Source organism: Dokdonella fugitiva (assembly GCF_004342425.1).
Classification (GTDB): domain Bacteria; phylum Pseudomonadota; class Gammaproteobacteria; order Xanthomonadales; family Rhodanobacteraceae; genus Dokdonella_A; species Dokdonella_A fugitiva.
In genome coordinates this window covers 579,574-596,034 of sequence record NZ_SLWQ01000001.1, presented here as the reverse complement: position 1 = coordinate 596,034, position 16,461 = coordinate 579,574, and the positions used below count along the sequence as shown (strand labels likewise).

16 protein-coding genes are annotated in these 16,461 nt (G+C 70.5%); 10 read left to right on the top strand and 6 right to left on the bottom strand.

Going from position 1 to position 16,461, the window contains the following annotated elements; genetic code table 11:
* The first annotated feature begins 38 nt into the window (after positions 1-38).
* Positions 39-671 (top strand): YbhB/YbcL family Raf kinase inhibitor-like protein, encoded by a 633-nt coding sequence (locus tag EV148_RS02540; RefSeq protein ID WP_131992957.1) that lies wholly within the window; start codon positions 39-41, stop codon positions 669-671.
* A 76-nt stretch (positions 672-747) separates the two neighbouring features.
* Positions 748-2,061 carry an aspartyl/asparaginyl beta-hydroxylase domain-containing protein gene (locus EV148_RS02535; protein ID WP_131992954.1) on the top strand — a complete coding sequence of 438 codons (1,314 nt, stop codon included), beginning with the start codon at positions 748-750 and terminating at the stop codon, positions 2,059-2,061.
* Positions 2,062-2,149: 88 nt separating this feature from the next.
* Here the strand turns inward: EV148_RS02535 and EV148_RS02530 are convergent, their stop codons facing one another.
* Positions 2,150-2,932 (bottom strand): undecaprenyl-diphosphate phosphatase, encoded by a 783-nt coding sequence (locus EV148_RS02530; RefSeq protein ID WP_131992951.1) that lies wholly within the window; start codon positions 2,930-2,932, stop codon positions 2,150-2,152.
* Positions 2,933-3,132: 200 nt separating this feature from the next.
* Between EV148_RS02530 and glnA the strand changes: the two genes are divergently transcribed.
* Positions 3,133-4,542, top strand: coding sequence for a type I glutamate--ammonia ligase (gene glnA, locus EV148_RS02525; protein WP_131992948.1), 1,410 nt, complete (start codon positions 3,133-3,135; stop codon positions 4,540-4,542).
* A 236-nt stretch (positions 4,543-4,778) separates the two neighbouring features.
* On the opposite strand, the gene EV148_RS02520 is transcribed toward glnA, so the two are convergent.
* Both EV148_RS02520 and EV148_RS02515 read right to left on the bottom strand, forming a co-directional pair.
* The gene (locus EV148_RS02520; RefSeq protein WP_131992945.1) at positions 4,779-4,976 is read right to left on the bottom strand and encodes a CsbD family protein; all 198 of its coding nucleotides are present in this window, start codon (positions 4,974-4,976) and stop codon (positions 4,779-4,781) included.
* Between the two features lie 39 nt (positions 4,977-5,015).
* Positions 5,016-5,369 (bottom strand): BON domain-containing protein, encoded by a 354-nt coding sequence (locus EV148_RS02515; RefSeq protein WP_131992942.1) that lies wholly within the window; start codon positions 5,367-5,369, stop codon positions 5,016-5,018.
* A 165-nt stretch (positions 5,370-5,534) separates the two neighbouring features.
* Between EV148_RS02515 and EV148_RS02510 the strand changes: the two genes are divergently transcribed.
* The 7 genes from EV148_RS02510 (at position 5,535) to EV148_RS02480 (ending at position 13,201) form a co-directional block, all read left to right on the top strand.
* Positions 5,535-6,563, top strand: a complete 1,029-nt coding sequence (locus tag EV148_RS02510) for a two-component system sensor histidine kinase NtrB (protein WP_241987950.1) — start codon at positions 5,535-5,537, stop codon at positions 6,561-6,563.
* A gap of 13 nt (positions 6,564-6,576) precedes the next feature.
* Positions 6,577-7,974: a nitrogen regulation protein NR(I) gene (gene ntrC, locus EV148_RS02505; protein ID WP_131992939.1), complete on the top strand. Its 1,398-nt coding sequence runs from the start codon at positions 6,577-6,579 to the stop codon at positions 7,972-7,974.
* 42 nt (positions 7,975-8,016) lie between these two features.
* Positions 8,017-9,231, top strand: coding sequence for a class I SAM-dependent methyltransferase (locus EV148_RS02500; RefSeq protein WP_131992936.1), 1,215 nt, complete (start codon positions 8,017-8,019; stop codon positions 9,229-9,231).
* Positions 9,228-9,719, top strand: coding sequence for a GNAT family N-acetyltransferase (locus tag EV148_RS02495; protein WP_131992933.1), 492 nt, complete (start codon positions 9,228-9,230; stop codon positions 9,717-9,719). The genes EV148_RS02500 and EV148_RS02495 overlap by 4 nt, the downstream gene beginning before the upstream one ends.
* A gap of 14 nt (positions 9,720-9,733) precedes the next feature.
* Positions 9,734-10,693 (top strand): lysophospholipid acyltransferase family protein, encoded by a 960-nt coding sequence (locus EV148_RS02490; RefSeq protein WP_131992930.1) that lies wholly within the window; start codon positions 9,734-9,736, stop codon positions 10,691-10,693.
* Entirely contained in the window at positions 10,690-11,976 is a 1,287-nt protein-coding gene (locus tag EV148_RS02485) for an acetyl-CoA C-acetyltransferase (RefSeq protein ID WP_131992927.1), read from the top strand. The genes EV148_RS02490 and EV148_RS02485 overlap by 4 nt, the downstream gene beginning before the upstream one ends.
* Positions 11,977-12,037: 61 nt before the next feature.
* Entirely contained in the window at positions 12,038-13,201 is a 1,164-nt protein-coding gene (locus EV148_RS02480) for an RDD family protein (RefSeq protein WP_131992924.1), read from the top strand.
* A 126-nt stretch (positions 13,202-13,327) separates the two neighbouring features.
* Here EV148_RS02480 and EV148_RS02475 read toward each other — a convergent pair whose 3' ends face one another.
* The 3 genes from EV148_RS02475 to EV148_RS02465 all read right to left on the bottom strand — a co-directional run bounded on the left by EV148_RS02475 (position 13,328) and on the right by EV148_RS02465 (position 16,458).
* Positions 13,328-13,906, bottom strand: coding sequence for a YkvA family protein (locus EV148_RS02475; protein WP_131992921.1), 579 nt, complete (start codon positions 13,904-13,906; stop codon positions 13,328-13,330).
* Between the two features lie 105 nt (positions 13,907-14,011).
* Complete coding sequence (locus EV148_RS02470; RefSeq protein ID WP_131992918.1) at positions 14,012-15,847, bottom strand: phospholipase D family protein; 1,836 nt, start codon at positions 15,845-15,847, stop codon at positions 14,012-14,014.
* Positions 15,844-16,458, bottom strand: coding sequence for a YceI family protein (locus EV148_RS02465; RefSeq protein ID WP_131992915.1), 615 nt, complete (start codon positions 16,456-16,458; stop codon positions 15,844-15,846). Before EV148_RS02465 ends, EV148_RS02470 begins: the two co-directional genes overlap by 4 nt.
* Positions 16,459-16,461: the final 3 nt, after the last annotated feature.

Sequence of the window (16,461 nt, the reverse complement as noted above, 5' to 3'; positions counted from 1 at the left end):
GCCGCGCTGCGCGATACTGCGGGCAGGAGGTGCCACCCGTGCGTATCCGCAGCGACGATTTCCGCGACATGCAGCCGATTCCGGACGATTGCGCATTCGGCCGTCCCGGCACCGCCGACGCGCCGTGCGTGCCGTCGGCGAACCGCAGCCCGCACCTCGCCTGGGACCAGGTGCCGGAAGGTGCGCGCTCGTTCGTGATCACGTGCATCGACAGCGACGTGCCGACCCGGGGCGACGACGTCAACCAGCCCGGACGACGCGTGCCCGCCTCGCTGCCGCGCACGGATTTCGTGCACTGGCTGATCGCCGACATCCCGGCCGACTGCCGCGAGCTCGCGCGCGGCAGCTGCGGCGAGGGCGTCGTCGCGCACGGCAAGCGCACGCCGCCGGGGCCCGCCGGTTCGTGCCAGGGCATCAACGACTACACCGGCTGGTTCGCCGGTGACGCGGCGATGGCGGGCGACTACCTCGGCTACGACGGGCCGTGCCCGCCGTGGAACGACGAGCGCGTGCATCACTACCATTTCCGCATCCACGCACTCGACGTCGACAGGCTCGGCGTGCAGGCCGGGTTCTCGCTCGCGCAGCTGCGCGAGGCGATGGCCGGCCACGTGCTCGACGAGGCCGGGCTGACCGGCACCTACACCCTCGCCATTGCGCTGCGCCGCTGAGGCCGCGCAGGGCGAAGCCGGTCGCGGCACGCGCTGGCGCTGCTAGCATGTGCGGTTTCCGCGCAGGGCACGACACATGAACACGACTCCGGCATCCACGGCCGCCGACGAACGGCGCGCCGCTGCGCTCGCACTGGTCGCGCAGGGGCGCGTCGCCGAAGCCGAGCGCGCGTTCGGCGAGCTGCTGCGCGATCAGCCCGACGACGCCGATGCGCTGAATTTCCTCGCGATCTGCGCGCACGGGCGCGGCCAGGCCGACGCGGCCCTCGAGCTGCTCGGCCGCGCGCAGGCCGAGCATCCCGCCGACACGACGACGCTCACCAACCTCGGCGTCCTGCACCGCGAACGCGGTCGCCTCGAGGAAGCGCAGGCGGCCCTCGCCGAAGCCGTGCGCATCGCGCCGCGGTCCTACGTCGCCCGCCTGCGACTGGGAGAGGTGCTCGAGGCGCGTGGTCGCCTCGGGCAGGCGCTGCCGGCCTACTTCGGCGCGATCAATCATGCGCAGGAACTGGGTCTGTGGCTCAGCGATGCGACCACCGACGCGCCGCTGCGCCCGCTGGTCAAGCATGCGATGCGCGCGGTCGCGGCCGGACGGCGCATGCTGTTCGCCGCGCTGCTGACCCCGTTGCGCGAACGCCATGGCGATGCCGCGCTCGCTCGCGTGGGCCGTGGCCTGGCCATCTACCTCGGCGAGCTTGCGCCGGACTTTCCCGATCCGCGCCAGCGGCCGAAGTTCTTCTACGTGCCCGACCTGCCGCCGACCCCGGTGTTCGCGCGCGAACTGTTCCCCTGGTACGAAGCGCTCGAGGCGCAGACCGAGGTAATCGGCGAGGAGATGCGCGCCGTTTACGCCGCCGATGGCGGCTTCGAGCCGTTCCTCGGCCATTTCGACGATACCTCGCCGCTCGCCGCGCACCTGCGCAACGAGCGCGACAAGCCGGTCTGGGACGCGTTCTTCTTCTTCCGCCACGGCGTGCGCAACGATGCCAACGCCGCCCGCTGCCCGCGCACCACCGCGATCCTGGAAACGCTGCCGCTGTGCCGCATCCGCGAGCATTCGCCGGAAGTGTGCTTCTCCGTGCTCACCGCGGGCTCGCACATCCTGCCGCACCACGGCGTGACCAACACGCGCGTCGTCACGCACCTGCCGCTGGTGGTGCCCGAGGGCGACCTCGCGCTGGCCGTCGCCGGGCAGGTGCTGCGCTGGCAGGAGGGCCGCTGCTTCAGCTTCGACGACACGTTCGAGCACGAGGCCTGGAACCGCAGCGACGCCACCCGCGTCGTGATGCTGCTCGACGCGTGGAATCCGCATCTCGACGAGATCGAGCGCGAGGCGATCACCGCGCTGATCAGCGGCATCGGCGACTTCAACCGCGCCGCGGGGCTTTGAGGCGAAGCGCCGCCGTAGTTCTTCGAGAACGATGTCGTGGAGAGCAACTTCCGGCTGACGGCGTCCGCGCCGCTCCTCGCGTGCGGCTTCACGCCATGAAGAGCAGCGTGAGGCCGAGCGCGATGCGGTAGACCGCGAACGGCGTGAAGCGGTGCGTGCGGATGTAGCCAAGCAGCCAGCGCACGGCGACGAACGCGGTGACCGCGGAGACGACGAAGGCGAGCGCGAGCGCACCCCAGTCCTCGTGCACTTCGCCGCCGGCCTTCAGTGTCTTCAGGAGTTCGTAGCCGCTCGCCGCGAACATCGTCGGAATGCCGACGAGGAAGGCGAATTCGGTCGCGGCGGCACGGTTACCGGTACCGGCGAGCATCGCGACGAAAATCGTCGCTGCCGAACGCGACGTGCCCGGGAACACGCCGGCGACGACCTGGGCGAGGCCGACGAGGATCGCGACGGTCCAGGTGATCGTGCTGCGCTCGGGCCGGCGCGCCGCGAGCCACTCCGCGGCAAGCATCCAGACGCCGCCGAGCACGAGCGCCCAGGCGACGGGCGCGACCGACTCGGGCAACTTGAAGCCGAGTTGCGTCGCGGCGAAACCGAGCGCCGCGGTGATGAGGAACGCGGCGCCGAGCTTGAGCACGTAGTCGCGCTGCACCGGGTCCCCGAGGCCGCGGGCGAGGCGCCAGAGGCGCTCCCGATAGATCAGCACGACGGCGAGGATCGCGCCGGCCTGGATCACCACGTTGAACAGGTCCGAGCGCGCGCCGAGCCAGTGCTCGGCGACGAGCAGGTGTCCGGTGCTGGAGATCGGCAGGAACTCGGTGATGCCTTCGATGAGGCCGAGCAGGAAGGGGCTGACGAAGTCGCTCAAGGGACGGCCGGGCAGGGTAGGAAGCGCGGATTGTACGGCGTGCGCGATGCTCCACCATGGCGCGAACACGGGCGCAATATGCACCACCGTGGTGCGAAAGTGGGTCTCCTTGGGCGGGAAACGCCCGTCAGGGCAGCGTCCAGCCCGTTGGCACGACCGTTGCTGTAACTGGCCGTCCCTTTCCTTGCCGAGGCTTCGCCATGCCTGCCCAGAACGTGCTCAAGATGATCAAGGATCACGAGGTCGAGTTCGTCGACCTGCGCTTCGCCGACATGCTCGGCAAGCAGCACCACGTGACCTTCCCCGCGCATTCGGTCGACGAAGCGCTGTTCGAGGACGGCAAGATGTTCGACGGCTCGTCGATCGCCGGCTGGAAGGGCATCAACGAGTCGGACATGGTGCTGCTGCCCGACGCCGACGCGGCGTTCATCGACCCGTTCATGGCCGACAAGACGCTGGTCCTGCAGTGCGACGTGCTGGAGCCGAGCACGATGCAGGCGTACTCGCGCGACCCGCGTTCGGTCGCCAAGCGCGCCGAGGCGTTCCTCAAGTCGACCGGCATCGCCGACACCGCGTTCTTCGGCCCCGAACCCGAGTTCTTCGTGTTCGACGGCGTGCGCTGGCAGAACGACATGCACAAGACCTTCTTCGAGATCGAATCGGAGGAAGGCCACTGGTCGTCGTCGGCCAAGCTTGATGGCGCCAACAGCGGCTACCGGCCGGGCGTGAAGGGCGGTTACTTCCCGGTGCCGCCGGCCGATTCGCTCCAGGACCTGCGCAGCGAGATGTGCAAGGTGCTCGAGCAGATCGGCATGACGGTCGAGGTGCACCACCACGAAGTGGCCACCGCGGGCCAGTGCGAGATCGGCACGCGCTTCAACACGCTCGTGCGCAAGGCCGACGAGCTGATGGCGATGAAGTACGTCATCAAGAACGTCGCGCACCAGAACGGCAAGACCGTTACCTTCATGCCCAAGCCGATCGTCGGTGACAACGGATCGGGCATGCACGTCCACCAGTCGCTGTCCAAGGGCGGCCAGAACCTGTTCGCGGGCGACCTTTACGGCGGCCTGTCGCAGACCGCGCTGTATTACATCGGCGGCATCTTCAAGCACGCGCGCGCGATCAATGCGTTCGCCAATGCGACCACCAACAGCTACAAGCGCCTCGTGCCGCATTTCGAGGCGCCGGTGATGCTCGCCTACTCGGCGCGCAACCGCTCGGCGAGCTGCCGCATCCCGTTCGTGCACAGCCCGAAGGCTCGCCGCATCGAGGTGCGCTTCCCCGATCCGATGCAGTCGGGCTACCTCACGTTCACCGCCCTGATGATGGCCGGCCTCGACGGGATCCTCAACAAGATCGACCCGGGCGCGCCGGCCGACAAGGACCTGTACGACCTGCCGCCGGAGGAAGAGAAGAACATCCCGACGGTGTGCCACTCGCTCGACATGGCGCTCGAGGCACTCGACAAGGATCGCGGCTTCCTCAAGGCCGGCGGCGTATTCAGCGACGACCTCATCGACGCGTACATCGAACTCAAGATGCAGGAGGTCACGCGCTTCCGTGCGGCGACGCATCCGCTCGAGTACCAGATGTACTACGCGATCTGAGCCGCTGCGCCGCGAAAAAGCGCCCCGCGCGGTGATGCCGCGCGGGTGCGCCAGAAGAGCAAGCAGCGCGCGTGCTGTCGGCGCTCTCGGCGTGCCGCGGTACGCAACCAGTGCGCCCCCGGTGAAAGCCGGGACCGGCGCACCCCTACCGGTGCGCTGGCTGTGCCAACAAAAGGAGGGCGACGCGAGCGCCGCCCTCCTTCATGCTTCCCTGCGTCGGTCCCTGCGGGGTGTGCTTACAGCGTGCGATCGAACTCGCGGATCTGCCGCTCCGCCTCGTCCCTGGCGATGCCGTAGCGTTCCTGGATGCGGCCGGCGAGGTACTCGCTGTTGCCTTCGGCGACCTGCAGGTCGTCGTCGGTCAGCTTGCCCCATTTCGCCTTGAGCTTGCCGGCGAGCTGCTTCCACTGGCCCTTGATCCTGTCTTCGTTCATTGCGTATCTCCGTTGGTCACTGGAATCCGTGCGCGAGCGTCAGTTGTGCGACTTGAGGCCGCTCGAGTCGACGTTCTTCACGCCCTTCACGCTCTTGGCGGCCGCAACGGCCTTCTGCACCGCGACGTCGTTGGCGAGCACGCCGGTCAGGGTGACATTGCCGTCGACCGTCTTGACGTCGATGTCCATGCTCTTCACGCCGTCGGTGGTGGCCAGTTCCGACTTCACCTTGGTGGTGATCCAGGTGTCCGTGATCGGCTGGTCGGACTTGTTCGCGGTCTCGTTGTTGTTCGGGGCCGCCGCCGCTTCGGCCGCGGCGGCAAGGCTGGCGCCGCCGAAACTCAGCAGCGTCGCGAGCGCGAGGGTCGACATACGGAAAGTCTGCGTATTCATGGGGTACCTCCTTTCGATGGCGCGCCATGCAAGCGGCGCGACGATCCCGGCGGGTCGTGCGAACGACGGTAGGTCGACCGTGCTAACCATCGAGTGAATAACGCGATTTTCAGTGTGGCTTCGATTCAGCCTGGCGCTGCCGAGGCGATGCACTACAATGGTGCAATGTTTCCCGAGCCCGCTATCACGGTGCCTGCGCCGGCTGCCTGGCCACTCTCCGAGCATTCGGCGACGCCGATGGCGCTGATCGCGCGCGGGCACGTCCTGCTCGCCGCCAATCCCGCCTTGCGCGACTGGTTCGGCGGCGCCGTCGCACGCGCGTGGCGCGGCGAGCAGCTGGCCCTGCTCGATGCGCGACCGCCGCGCCTCAGCGATGCGGCCGAGCGCGCGTTCGTCGAACAGCGGCGCGTCTGGCTGCGCGAGGCGCGCGTGCGCACCGCGATCGGCGATCGCGGTGCCGACCTCGCGTTGACGCCGCTCGATGCGCAGGTGCTCCTGCTCGAAGTGCTGCCGGTGGCAGCGGAACCGGCGACGGCGACGCGGCTGTCCGAATCCCTGCGCGGCTTCGCCCACGAGGTGCGCGGGCCGCTCGCGGGCATGCGTGGCGCGGCGCAACTGCTGCATCGCCGCCTCGATGCCGACGAGCGCGAACTCGCCGGACTGATCGTCGCCGAAGTCGATCGCCTCGCGGCGCTGTCCGGGCGCCTGTTGCATGCGGGCGCGAAGCCGCGCCTCGCGCTCGCCAACGTGCACGAGATCGTCGAGCGCGTCGCCGCGCTGGCGACCGCGGGCGCCGACGCGCCGCTGCGCCTTCGCCGCGACTACGACCCGAGCCTGCCGGCCGTGCGCGTCGACGCCGACCGCCTGCTGCAGGCATTGCTCAACCTCGTGCGCAACGCGCTCGAAGCCGGCGCGCGCGAACTCGTGCTGCGCACGCGCGCCGAGCATGCCGTGCGCATCGGCGAGCGCGTCGCGCGCCTCGCCGCGCGCATCGACGTCGTCGACGACGGCTGCGGGGTGCCGGCCGCGCTCGCGGACACGCTTTACGAACCGCTCGTTTCCGGTCGGCCCGACGGCAGCGGGCTCGGCCTCGCGCTCGCGCGCGAGATCGCGCGCGAGCACGGCGGCGACCTCGGCCACGCGAGCCGGCCCGGGTCGACCGTGTTCAGCCTGCTGCTGCCGGTGAGCGAATGAGCGCGTGGTTGCCATGACCGCACCCCTTGCCTGGATCGTCGACGACGACCGCGCCGTGCGCCTCGTGCTCGCGGCGGCGCTGCGCGAGGCCGGCTTCGATGCGCGCGAATTCGGCGACGCGGAAGCGGTATTCGCCGCCTTCGACGAGGCGAGCCCGGACCTGCTGTTCACCGACGTGCGCATGACCGGCGCGAGTGGCCTCAAGCTGCTCGAGCGCATCCTCGCCCAGTGGCCGCGCCTGCCGGTGATCGTCATGAGTGCATTCACCGACGTGGCGACCACCGCGTCGGCCTACCGGCTCGGGGCGTTCGACTACCTGCCCAAGCCGTTCGACCTCGACCAGGCGGTCGCGTCCGCGCGGCGCGCGCTCGCGCAGCACCCCGTCGCCAGCACGGCGCCGCTCGTCGCCGACTACGCCGAGCACGAACTGATCGGCCGCAGCGCGGCGATGCGCGAACTGTTCCGCGCCATCGGCCGCGTCGCGGCGAGCGGGCTCGGCGCGCTGGTGACCGGCGAAACGGGCACCGGCAAGGAGCTCGTCGCACGCGCGCTGCATCGCGAGAGCGCGCGCGCGGCGCAACCGTTCGTCGCGCTCAATACCGCGGCGATCCCGAGCGAACTGCTCGAATCGGAGCTGTTCGGCCACGAGGCGGGCGCGTTCACCGGCGCCACGCGGCGCCATGCGGGCCGTTTCGAACAGGCCGAGCGCGGCACCCTGTTCCTCGACGAAATCGGCGACATGCCGCTCGCGCTGCAGACGCGCCTGCTGCGCGTGCTCGCCGCGGGCGAGTTCTACCGCGTCGGTGGCCGCGAGCTGATCCGCGCCGACGTGCGCGTGCTCGCCGCCACCCACCAGGATCTCGACGCGAAGGTCGCGCGTGGCGAGTTCCGTGCCGACCTGTTGCATCGGCTCGACGTCGTCCGCCTCGAAGTGCCGCCGCTGCGCGCGCGTGCCGACGACGTGCCGTTGCTCGCCGAGCATTTCCTCGCGCGCGCGGTCGCGCTCGCCGGCGGCGAGCCGAAGCACTTCACGCCGGCCGCGCTCGGCGCGCTGCGCGCCTACGCCTGGCCGGGCAACGTGCGCCAGCTCGAGAACCTGTGTCGTCGCCTGGCCGTGCTCGCGCCCGGGCGCGAAGTCGGCGTCGGCGACTTGCCGCCCGCGATCCTCGACCAGGCGCCAGCCACCGGCCCTGCCGGCTGGGAAGCGGCGCTGCGGCACTGGGTCGAGGCACGCCTGGCCGAGGGCGCGACCGACCTGCGACGCGAGGCGAACGCGGTGCTCGAGCGCGTGCTGATCGACGCGGCACTGGCCGCGCATGGTGGCCACCGGCAGAACGCGGCGCGTGCGCTCGGGGTCGGGCGCAATACGATGACGCGCAAGCTCGGCAGCTCGCGCCGCCGGTCGCGCTGAGCCGCCTGCTACCATGCGCGGGTTTCCCGGTTGCGATTGCGCATGCCCGAGCTTGCCCTGATCCACGCGGCGCTGACGGCGCCGACGGCCGACGCGCCGATCGCGTTCACGATCCGCTTCGAGGTCGATGCCGACGTGGCGTTCGACGTCGACGTGTCGCTCGACATCGAGGACGCGTCGACCGGCTCGCCGCGCCTGAAGGCGCAGCTTGCGGCCGCAGGCTGGGACGTGAGCTGGCTGCCGCGCGGCCATTACGAGGTGCACGCCCTCGCGCCGCGCATGCCGCTGCCGGCGGGACGCTACGACGCGCACGTAGCCCTCTGGCATCGCGACGCCGGCGCACGGGTGAAGTCGGGCGCGGCGCGCATCGCGTTCGAGGTGGACGCCGCCGCCGCGGATCCGTCGGCGACGCTGGCCTGGCAGCTGCGCAGCCTGCCCGGCACGGTCCCGCTCGACCGCCTGTCCTGGCGGCGTGGCGGTGGCGACTGGTTCTTCAAGCACTTCGACCATGCCGCGCGCACGACCGCGAGCTACCTGCTCGGCGATTCGCCGCTGCTGCGCGGGCGCATCCTCGACGTCGGCTGCGGTGACGGCATCACCGACCTCGGCATCGCGCTGCGCTGGCGTCCGCAGGAGCTCGTCGGCATCGATCCGTTCCGCGGTTACGAACGGCTCGGCGAAGTGCTCGCCGGCACCGCGCTGCCGGCATCGGTCGTGCCCCCGTCGCTGCGCTTCCTGCCCGCGAGCGCGAACGAAATCCCGTTCGAGGACGACCGCTTCGACGTCGTGATCTCGTGGGGCTCGCTGGAACACATCGTCGGCGGCTACGCGCAGGCCCTGCGCGAGATCCGTCGCGTGCTGCGTCCCGGCGGCCTGCTGATGGCGCATCCGGGCCTGTTCTATTCCGACGTCGGCAACCATCTCGGCGAATTCCCGTTCGCTCGCGAGGAGCCGTACGTGCACCTCAAGCGTTCACGCGAATGGCTGCGCGAGCGCGTGCTCGCCGGCGAGCCGGACCGCATGGATCGCAGCGGCGACGTGGCCACGCCCGCGCAGTACTGGCAATGGTTCACCGAGCTCAATCCGATCACCGTCGGCGGGTTCGAGCGCGAGCTGCGCGAACTCGGGTTCGAGCCGTGGCGCGTCGCGCTGCGCACGCACGACCGCGTCGATTACACGGCGGAACTGCAGTCGTATTCGTTCGTCGACCTCGCGGTGGGGGAGCTGTACGTGTCGGCGTGGAACCGCAAGCGATGAATACCGGCACCCTCGGCGCGCCGCGCGTGCGCGACGCGGTGGCATCCGACCTCGCGTTCATCGTCGAAGCCAACCTCGCGATGGCGCGCGAGACCGAGGGCAAGGCGCTCTCGCGCGAGGTGCTCGAGCGCGGCGTCGCCGCCGTGCTCGAGTCGCCCGCGCGCGGCTTCTACCTGGTCGCCGAGCGCGCTGGCGAGGCGCTCGGCTGCCTGCTCGTCACGCGCGAGTGGAGCGACTGGCGCGACGGCGACTGGTGGTGGCTGCAGAGCGTCTACGTGCTGCCCTCGGCGCGGCGCGGCGGCGTGTTCCGCACGCTGCACGGCGAGGTCGCGCGGCGTGCGGCGGCGACGCCGGGCGTGGTCGGCCTGCGCCTGTACGTCGAGCGCGACAACGTGCGCGCGCTGGCAACCTACGCCGCGATCGGCATGCACGAGACCGCATACCGGCTCTACGAGCGCGAGGCCGCGCGCGGGCGGGACGAGCGGTGAGACCGTGGTGGCCGATGCTGCGGCACGCATTGCACGACGCGTGGCAACTGTCCCTCGTGCCCGCGCTGCCGGGCCGATTGCCGTGGCCGCGCGCGTGGGGGCTCTGGCGACGTCTCGCCGCGCGACCCGGGTTGTATGCCGATGCCGTGGCTGCGGCGGCGATAGCGGCCGAGTTCGTGCCGGTCGGCGACGCTGCCAGCTTCGAGCGAAACGTGCGCCTGACCTGGCTGCTCGACATCGCGGACCTGCACCTGTCGCGCCGGCACGGGCTCGACTGGTGGCCGGATGCGTTCGAGATCGATGGCGCCTGGCCGCGGCAGGGCCCGTTCGTCGTACTCACGTTCCACTACGGTACCGGCTTGTGCATCTGCCGTTCGCTGCGCCAGGCCGGCCATCGCAACCGTTTCCTCTCCGGTCGCTTCGACGCCGACGCCTTCCGCGCGCGGCCGCTGCTGGGGCGCTACGGCCGCGTCCGGCTGGCCGAAGTCGAACGGCTCGGCGGCGAGCCCGTCGTATGCCGTCCGGGCGTGCGCGAGGTCCTGCTCGACACGCTCGCGCGCGGCACGTCGGTGGTCGGCCTCGTCGACGTGCCGCCGCGTCTCGCGCCGCGTGGCCAGCATGCGGTCCCGCTGCTCGGCCGGGAGGCCAGCCTGCCCGACGGCCTGCTGCGACTGGCCGCCGACGCCGGGGTGCCGATCGTCCCGTGCTGGGTCGAGATCGATTTCACGACCGGCCGGCGTCGCCTGGTGATCGGCGCGCCGCGCGCGCCCGAGCCGATCGGGCCGGCGCTGGCGGCGTTGGCGGCCGACCTCGAGCGGCTGGTTCGCGCGCAGCCGGCGGCATGGATGTTCTGGCGCGAATGGCGCGACTGGCTGCAGGATGCGCCGCGGTGCACCGCGACGGGCACGTTCTCAAATGTGGATGCAGGGGTTAGGCTAGCCCCTTCGGAACCGGCGACAGGGTTTTTGGCATGAATTCCCCCATGGGGCGCGCAGGCATCATCGGAGGTGTCCGCATCCCGTTCTGCCGCAACAACACGGCGTATGCCGAAGTCGGCAACTTCGGCATGGCGGTCAAGACGCTCGGCGCGCTGGTCGAACGCTTCGGCCTGCACGGCGTCGAACTCGGGGAGGTCGCCTATGGTTCGGTGATCAAGCACGCGTCGGACTGGAACCTCGCGCGCGAAGCGACCCTTTCGTCCGGGCTCGCGCCGACCACGCCGGGGCTCACCACCGCGCGCGCGTGCGGCACCTCGCTCGACAACGCGATCCTGATCGCGCAGAAGATCGCGAGCGGGCAGATCGAGGCGGGCATCGCCGGCGGCGCCGATACCACCAGCGACGTGCCGATCGTCTATTCGCGTGCGCTGCAGCAGCGCCTGCTCGCGGTCAATCGGGCGAAGACGCCGGCCGACAAGGCGAAGGTCGCCTTCAAGGGCTTCTCGTTCGGCGACCTCAAGCCGTCGTTTCCCGGGGTGGCCGAGCCGCGCACGGGCAAGTCGATGGGCGAACACTGCGAGCTCATGGCGCGCGAGTGGAACATCGGCCGCGAGGAGCAGGACCGCCTCACGCTCGCCAGCCACCAGAAGCTCGCGGCCGCCTACGAACGCGGCTTCTTCAAGGACCTCGTCGTGCCGTTCCGCGGCGTCGAGCGCGACAACATCCTGCGCCCGGACACGTCGCTGGAGAAGCTCGCCGCGCTCAAGCCGGCGTTCGACAAGACCTCCGGCCACGGCACGCTGACCGCCGGCAATTCGACCGCGCTGTCCGACGGCAGCGCGGCCGTCCTCATCGCCAGTGACGAATGGGCTGCCGCGCGCGGCCTGCCGGTGCAGGCCTACCTCACCCATGCGCAGGTCGCGGCGGTCGACTTCGTGCGCGGCGAAGGCCTGCTGATGGCGCCGACGATCGCCGTGCCGCGCATGCTCGCCGCGGCGGGCCTCGGCCTGCAGGACTTCGACTTCTACGAGATCCACGAGGCGTTCGCCGCGCAGGTACTGTGCACGCTGCGCGCATGGGAATCGCCCGACTACTGCCGCGACCGCCTCGGCCTCGACCGGCCGCTGGGTTCGATCGATCCGGCCAAGCTGAACGTGAATGGTTCGAGCCTCGCCGCCGGCCATCCGTTCGCCGCGACCGGCGCACGCATCGTCGCCACGCTCGCCAAGCTGCTCGAGCAGAAGGGGCGCGGCCGAGGCCTCATCTCGATCTGCACCGCCGGCGGCATGGGTGTCACGGCGATCCTCGAACGGCCTTAGACTGGGGCCCGGCGCGGTCGTCCGTGGACGATGAGCGCTCGTGCAGCAAGCGAGGGATTCGATGGAAGACAGCACCTATGCGCTGGTCCTCACCGGCGACGTCCTGCCGGGCCATGCCGAAGAAGCCGTCTGGCCCGCGCTCGCGGCGTATTTCCGCATGGACCTCGACAAGTTGCGCACGCAGCTGGTCGCGCGTGCGCCGCTCGCGATCAAGCAGGGCGACGACCTGGGCAAGTTGCAGACCTTGCAGGCGGGGATCGCCGCGCTGGGCGCCGAAGCCGAAGTCTGCGCGCCGGATGGCCGCCCGAACCTGTTCGTCGTGCTCGCCAACACGCCGCGCGGGCCGATGCCGCGCGTATTCGTCGACGACCGCATCGAGCGCGGCCTGTGGCCGGCGCGCCTGTCGGTCGCCGAGGTCGGTTCGTCGGCATGGCGACCCTACGCGGAACTTGCGACGCCGGCCCCCGCTGCACCGGCCGATCCGCCGGCGGCCGAATTCGAGGCGAATGCGTTCACCTCGCGCGACACCACGCGCGCGCACCGGCCGACCTCGAAGGCCGACCACGGCCACAACCTCGCTGCGGTCGCGACACCGACCGCGGACGCGCCACAGCGCTTGCCCGCGGGCGAAACGATCCATGCGGGTTTCTGGCGCCGGGTCGCGGCCGCGCTCGTCGACGGCCTGCTGATCGGCCTCGTGATGGGCGCGTTGCAGGTCGTGATCGGGCTCGGTGCGGTCGGCAGCCTCACCGGCGCGCGCGATCCGACGGCGGCATTGCCGGCGCTGATCGGCTCGATACTGCTGTTCACCGCGCTCGCGTTCCTCGGCCAGTGGCTGTATTTCGCGCTGTTCGAATGCAGCGCGATGCAGGCGACGCCGGGCAAGCTCGCGTTCGACCTCAAGGTCGTCGACGAACTCGGCCAGCGCATCGGCTTCGGTCGCGCGACGGGGCGTTATTTCGGCAAGATCGTTTCCGGCGCGATCTTCTACGTCGGCTTCCTCATGGCCGGATTCACCGAGCGCAAGCAGGCCTTGCACGACCTCATGGCCGCGACCCTCGTCGTGTTCCGCGACGTGCAGCCGGGCCGGCCGATGCCGGCGGCGCGGCCGCCGATGCCGTGGTACGGATGGCTCATCAACATCCTGCTGCTCGGCCTGCCGATCGCGGCGATCGTGTTCGCGATGGCGATGTTCCCGAGCCTGCTCGCTTCGCTGCAGGGCTGAGCGTCGCGGCCACCGGAGCCGGAGCGGTTCCACTGCGGCGATGGCGGCTGCAGGCAGCGAGCAGCCATTCCCCGGAATGCGAAGGGCCGCGCGAGGCGGCCCTTCGGAATGCTGCGGCGGAGCGCCTCAGCCGCGGAACGAGAACAGCACCGGCCTCCAGCCGCCCGAGCTCTGGTAGCTCTGGCCACGACGCTTGCGCATGCGGTCGATCAGTTCGAGGCGACGCGCCTCGGCCCACTCGACGCGCTGCGTCTTCAGCGAGGCCGGGTCCACGCCGTGCGCCGCGGCTTCCTGCTTGCGGTAGGCGACGAAATCCTCGTACGCCTCGATCTCGTGCTGCAGTTCCTTCACGCACAGCTCGATCATGATCGCGTCGTCGAGGAAGCCGAGCACCGGCACGCTGTCCGGGATGATGTCCTGCGGGTTCGCGAAGTAGGTGAGGCAGGCGAGCACGCGCTGGCGGTCTTCGTCCGGCATCGCGAAGCCTTCGTCGTGCACCATCGCGATCATGCTGTCGAGCTTCTGCAGGCGCTCGGCGATGAACTGCGGCAGCTTGTTCGCATGGCCGTCCGCGAGCAGGCGCGCGGCGGCGTCGGTGACCTGCTGCGCGGACAGGTTTTTCGCCTCCTGCTGCGAGCGCTGCATGGCGTCGATGAAGTGCTGGAGGTCGGCATCGCCGAGCTCGATGGTGATGGCGAGCGACATGGATCAGCTCCAACGGAAAAGCGGACGGGAAGACTAGCCAGCCCGGCCGGGGGCGTCAATCGCCGGCGTTGCGGGTTCGCGCACCCTGCAAGCCCGTCGTGGCGGTCAGAGGATGCCGACGAGCCCCGCCCCGAAGGCCGTGACGATGCGCGTGTAGATCGTCTTCAGCGGCAGGTCGACCTCGGGGAAGTCGCCGACGTCGACATGGCAGTCGTAGAAGCCGGGCGTGCCCGGTCGCGACGGCGCGCAGCCGGGCGCGAGTTCGAAGCTGGTCGCATAGCGGAACGGCCACAGGTCGAACAGCGGCAGCGACGTCGAAACGTCGGCGATCGCGTTGTTGAGGCGGCCGAGCAGTCCGCCGCGGCGCCGCTTGGCGATCGTCCAGGCGTTGCCCGGCGCCGCGTCGCGCTCGATCGCGGCGCTCACGCGCGCGGCGACCGCAGCGTCGTAAATGATGAAGCCCGATTCGGTGTTGTAGTCGTCCGAGCGCGGATCGAAATTGTGCGAGCCGATCAGGCTGATGCGATCGTCGATGACGAGCGATTTCGCATGCAGGCCGAGGCGCACGCCGCCGCGCAGCAGCGGCGCCCGCCCGTAACGGGCGTAGCGCCCGGCATTGCCGCCGCCGACGAGCCGGTCGTAGCCGGCGACGAACGCGGCTGCGTCCTCGGGAAACGGCTTGAACTCGTGGATCTCGAAGCCGTAGCGCTTGAGGTAACGCTTCTTGTACTTGTACGACAACGCGTAGACGTAGAACGCGTCGGTCGCGGCGAGGGAATTGGTCGAGACGAGCACCTCGACCGGCGGCGTGCGCCGGTGCAGGTCCTGGAACACCTCGCGCGCGCGCCGGCTCAGCACGAGGTACGGCGTCTCGAACACGATCCGATGTTGCGCCCCGCGGAGCAGGCCGCTGATGTGCGTGGTGAGTTCGAGCAAGGCGGGGTCGTCGGGGCGCGCCGCCTTGTCCGGCGCGTCGGAGAAGTAGTCGACGCGCCCGGTGCGCAGTGCACGGCTGGCGAACTGCGCGCGCACGTAGCCAGCGTCGCTCGCGCGGGCGCGCAACGAGTCGATGCGGTCGCGATCGACGCTGCTGCGCGGTTGCAGCGGCGTGCGCGCGTCGCCATCGGCGACGAGGCGGCGATTGACGTCGTTGAGGCGCGTCAGCGGCACCGCGCGAGGATGCGCCCAGAAGCGGTCGAACGACGCCTGCATCTCCGCGCCTGCGGCGGGGCCGAGCACGAGCATGTCGCGGTCGCGGTAGTCGAACTCCTGGTCCCAGTCGAAATAGCGGTTCTCGTAGTTGCGCCCGCCGGCGATGCCGATCTCGCCGTCGACGAGCAGCAGCTTGTTGTGCATGCGCTGGTTGAAGCGCGAGAAGCAGCAGAGCAGGCCGGCGGCGAATTCGAGCGGTTGCGTGACCGCTTCGGCGAAGGTCGGGTTGTACAGGCGGAACTCGAAGTTGGCATGCATGCGGGCGATGCGCGCGAGCCATTCGACGTCGTCGAGCGAGAACAGCTGGTCGGCGAGCACGCGCACGCGCACGCCGCGCCGCGCCGCGGCGGCGAGTTCGTCGAGGACGAGCCAGCCGGCGTCGTCGTCGGCCCAGATGAACGTCTGGATGTCGATGCTGCGCCGGGCGGCGCGGATCAGGTGCACGCGCAGCAGCAGTGAATCCTCGCCGCGTTCGAGCACGTCGACGTAGTGCACCGGCGCACCCTCGCGACTGTCGGCGCGCGCGCGTGCGGCAAGCCCGTGGTACGGCGAGTCGATCGCGCAGTGGTCCTCGCGCGTGCAGTCGACGGCCTGCGGCCGCGTCGCCGCGACGATCGCGTCGGCGCGGCGGGCGAGCGGCCGGTTCAGGCCGCAGCCGGCGAGCAGCAACGAGGCGGCGAGCACGAGCCAGGTGGCGGTACGCGCGCGGCGTAGCGGCGATTGGTTCATCCGGGCGTCGGCACCGACGCGGCGTCACGCTGCGGCGGTACCGCGTACACCGTGAAGTCGAGTTCGACCTTGTCGGCGAGCGTGCCGCGGTGCGAACCCATGCCGAACATCGAGCGGCGGATCGCACCGGCGACGCGGATCGGGCAGTCGTAGGCGGGACGATCGCATTCGGCGGGTTTGAGGTCGAACTGCACCGGCTGGCGCACGCCGCGCACGGTCAACTGGCCCGGCAGCTCGCCGCCGGCGCGCAGGCGCGCGCGCGGGAATGCGTCGGAGGTGAACAGGATCTGCGGATGCGTCGCGGCGTCGAAGAACTCGGGCGACTTGACCCATTCCTCGTAGGACGCACTGCTCATGCGCACGCTGGCGACGTCGATGCGGGCGTCGACGCGCAGTTCGTTGCGGAACGGATCGAGGCGCACGGTGCCGTCGACGCTGCCGAAGTGCCCGCGCACGCCGAGCAGCCACAGCACCTTGACGCGGAAGCCGACGTCCGAGCGTCGCGCGTCGAGGCGGATGATCCCGCCCTCGGGCATGCCATCACGCGCGAATGCGGGTCCGGCACCGCCGAGCAGGCCGCAGAGCAGGAGCAGGGCGCGGGCGCGGTGCATCGC

Excerpts from the sequence above, each read along its gene's own strand:
- EV148_RS02535 (WP_131992954.1), top strand. The coding sequence starts at position 748 with ATGAACACGACTCCGGCATCCACGGCCGCCGACGAACGGCGCGCCGCT.
- EV148_RS02515 (WP_131992942.1), bottom strand. The coding sequence starts at position 5,369 with ATGAATACGCAGACTTTCCGTATGTCGACCCTCGCGCTCGCGACGCTG.
- EV148_RS02465 (WP_131992915.1), bottom strand. The coding sequence starts at position 16,458 with ATGCACCGCGCCCGCGCCCTGCTCCTGCTCTGCGGCCTGCTCGGCGGT.
- EV148_RS02475 (WP_131992921.1), bottom strand. The coding sequence starts at position 13,906 with ATGTCGCTCGCCATCACCATCGAGCTCGGCGATGCCGACCTCCAGCAC.
- EV148_RS02490 (WP_131992930.1), top strand. The coding sequence starts at position 9,734 with ATGCTGCGGCACGCATTGCACGACGCGTGGCAACTGTCCCTCGTGCCC.
- EV148_RS02510 (WP_241987950.1), top strand. The coding sequence starts at position 5,535 with ATGTTTCCCGAGCCCGCTATCACGGTGCCTGCGCCGGCTGCCTGGCCA.
- glnA (WP_131992948.1), top strand. The coding sequence starts at position 3,133 with ATGCCTGCCCAGAACGTGCTCAAGATGATCAAGGATCACGAGGTCGAG.
- EV148_RS02495 (WP_131992933.1), top strand. The coding sequence starts at position 9,228 with ATGAATACCGGCACCCTCGGCGCGCCGCGCGTGCGCGACGCGGTGGCA.
- EV148_RS02480 (WP_131992924.1), top strand. The coding sequence starts at position 12,038 with ATGGAAGACAGCACCTATGCGCTGGTCCTCACCGGCGACGTCCTGCCG.
- EV148_RS02485 (WP_131992927.1), top strand. The coding sequence starts at position 10,690 with ATGAATTCCCCCATGGGGCGCGCAGGCATCATCGGAGGTGTCCGCATC.
- EV148_RS02500 (WP_131992936.1), top strand. The coding sequence starts at position 8,017 with ATGCCCGAGCTTGCCCTGATCCACGCGGCGCTGACGGCGCCGACGGCC.
- ntrC (WP_131992939.1), top strand. The coding sequence starts at position 6,577 with ATGACCGCACCCCTTGCCTGGATCGTCGACGACGACCGCGCCGTGCGC.
- EV148_RS02470 (WP_131992918.1), bottom strand. The coding sequence starts at position 15,847 with ATGAACCAATCGCCGCTACGCCGCGCGCGTACCGCCACCTGGCTCGTG.
- EV148_RS02520 (WP_131992945.1), bottom strand. The coding sequence starts at position 4,976 with ATGAACGAAGACAGGATCAAGGGCCAGTGGAAGCAGCTCGCCGGCAAG.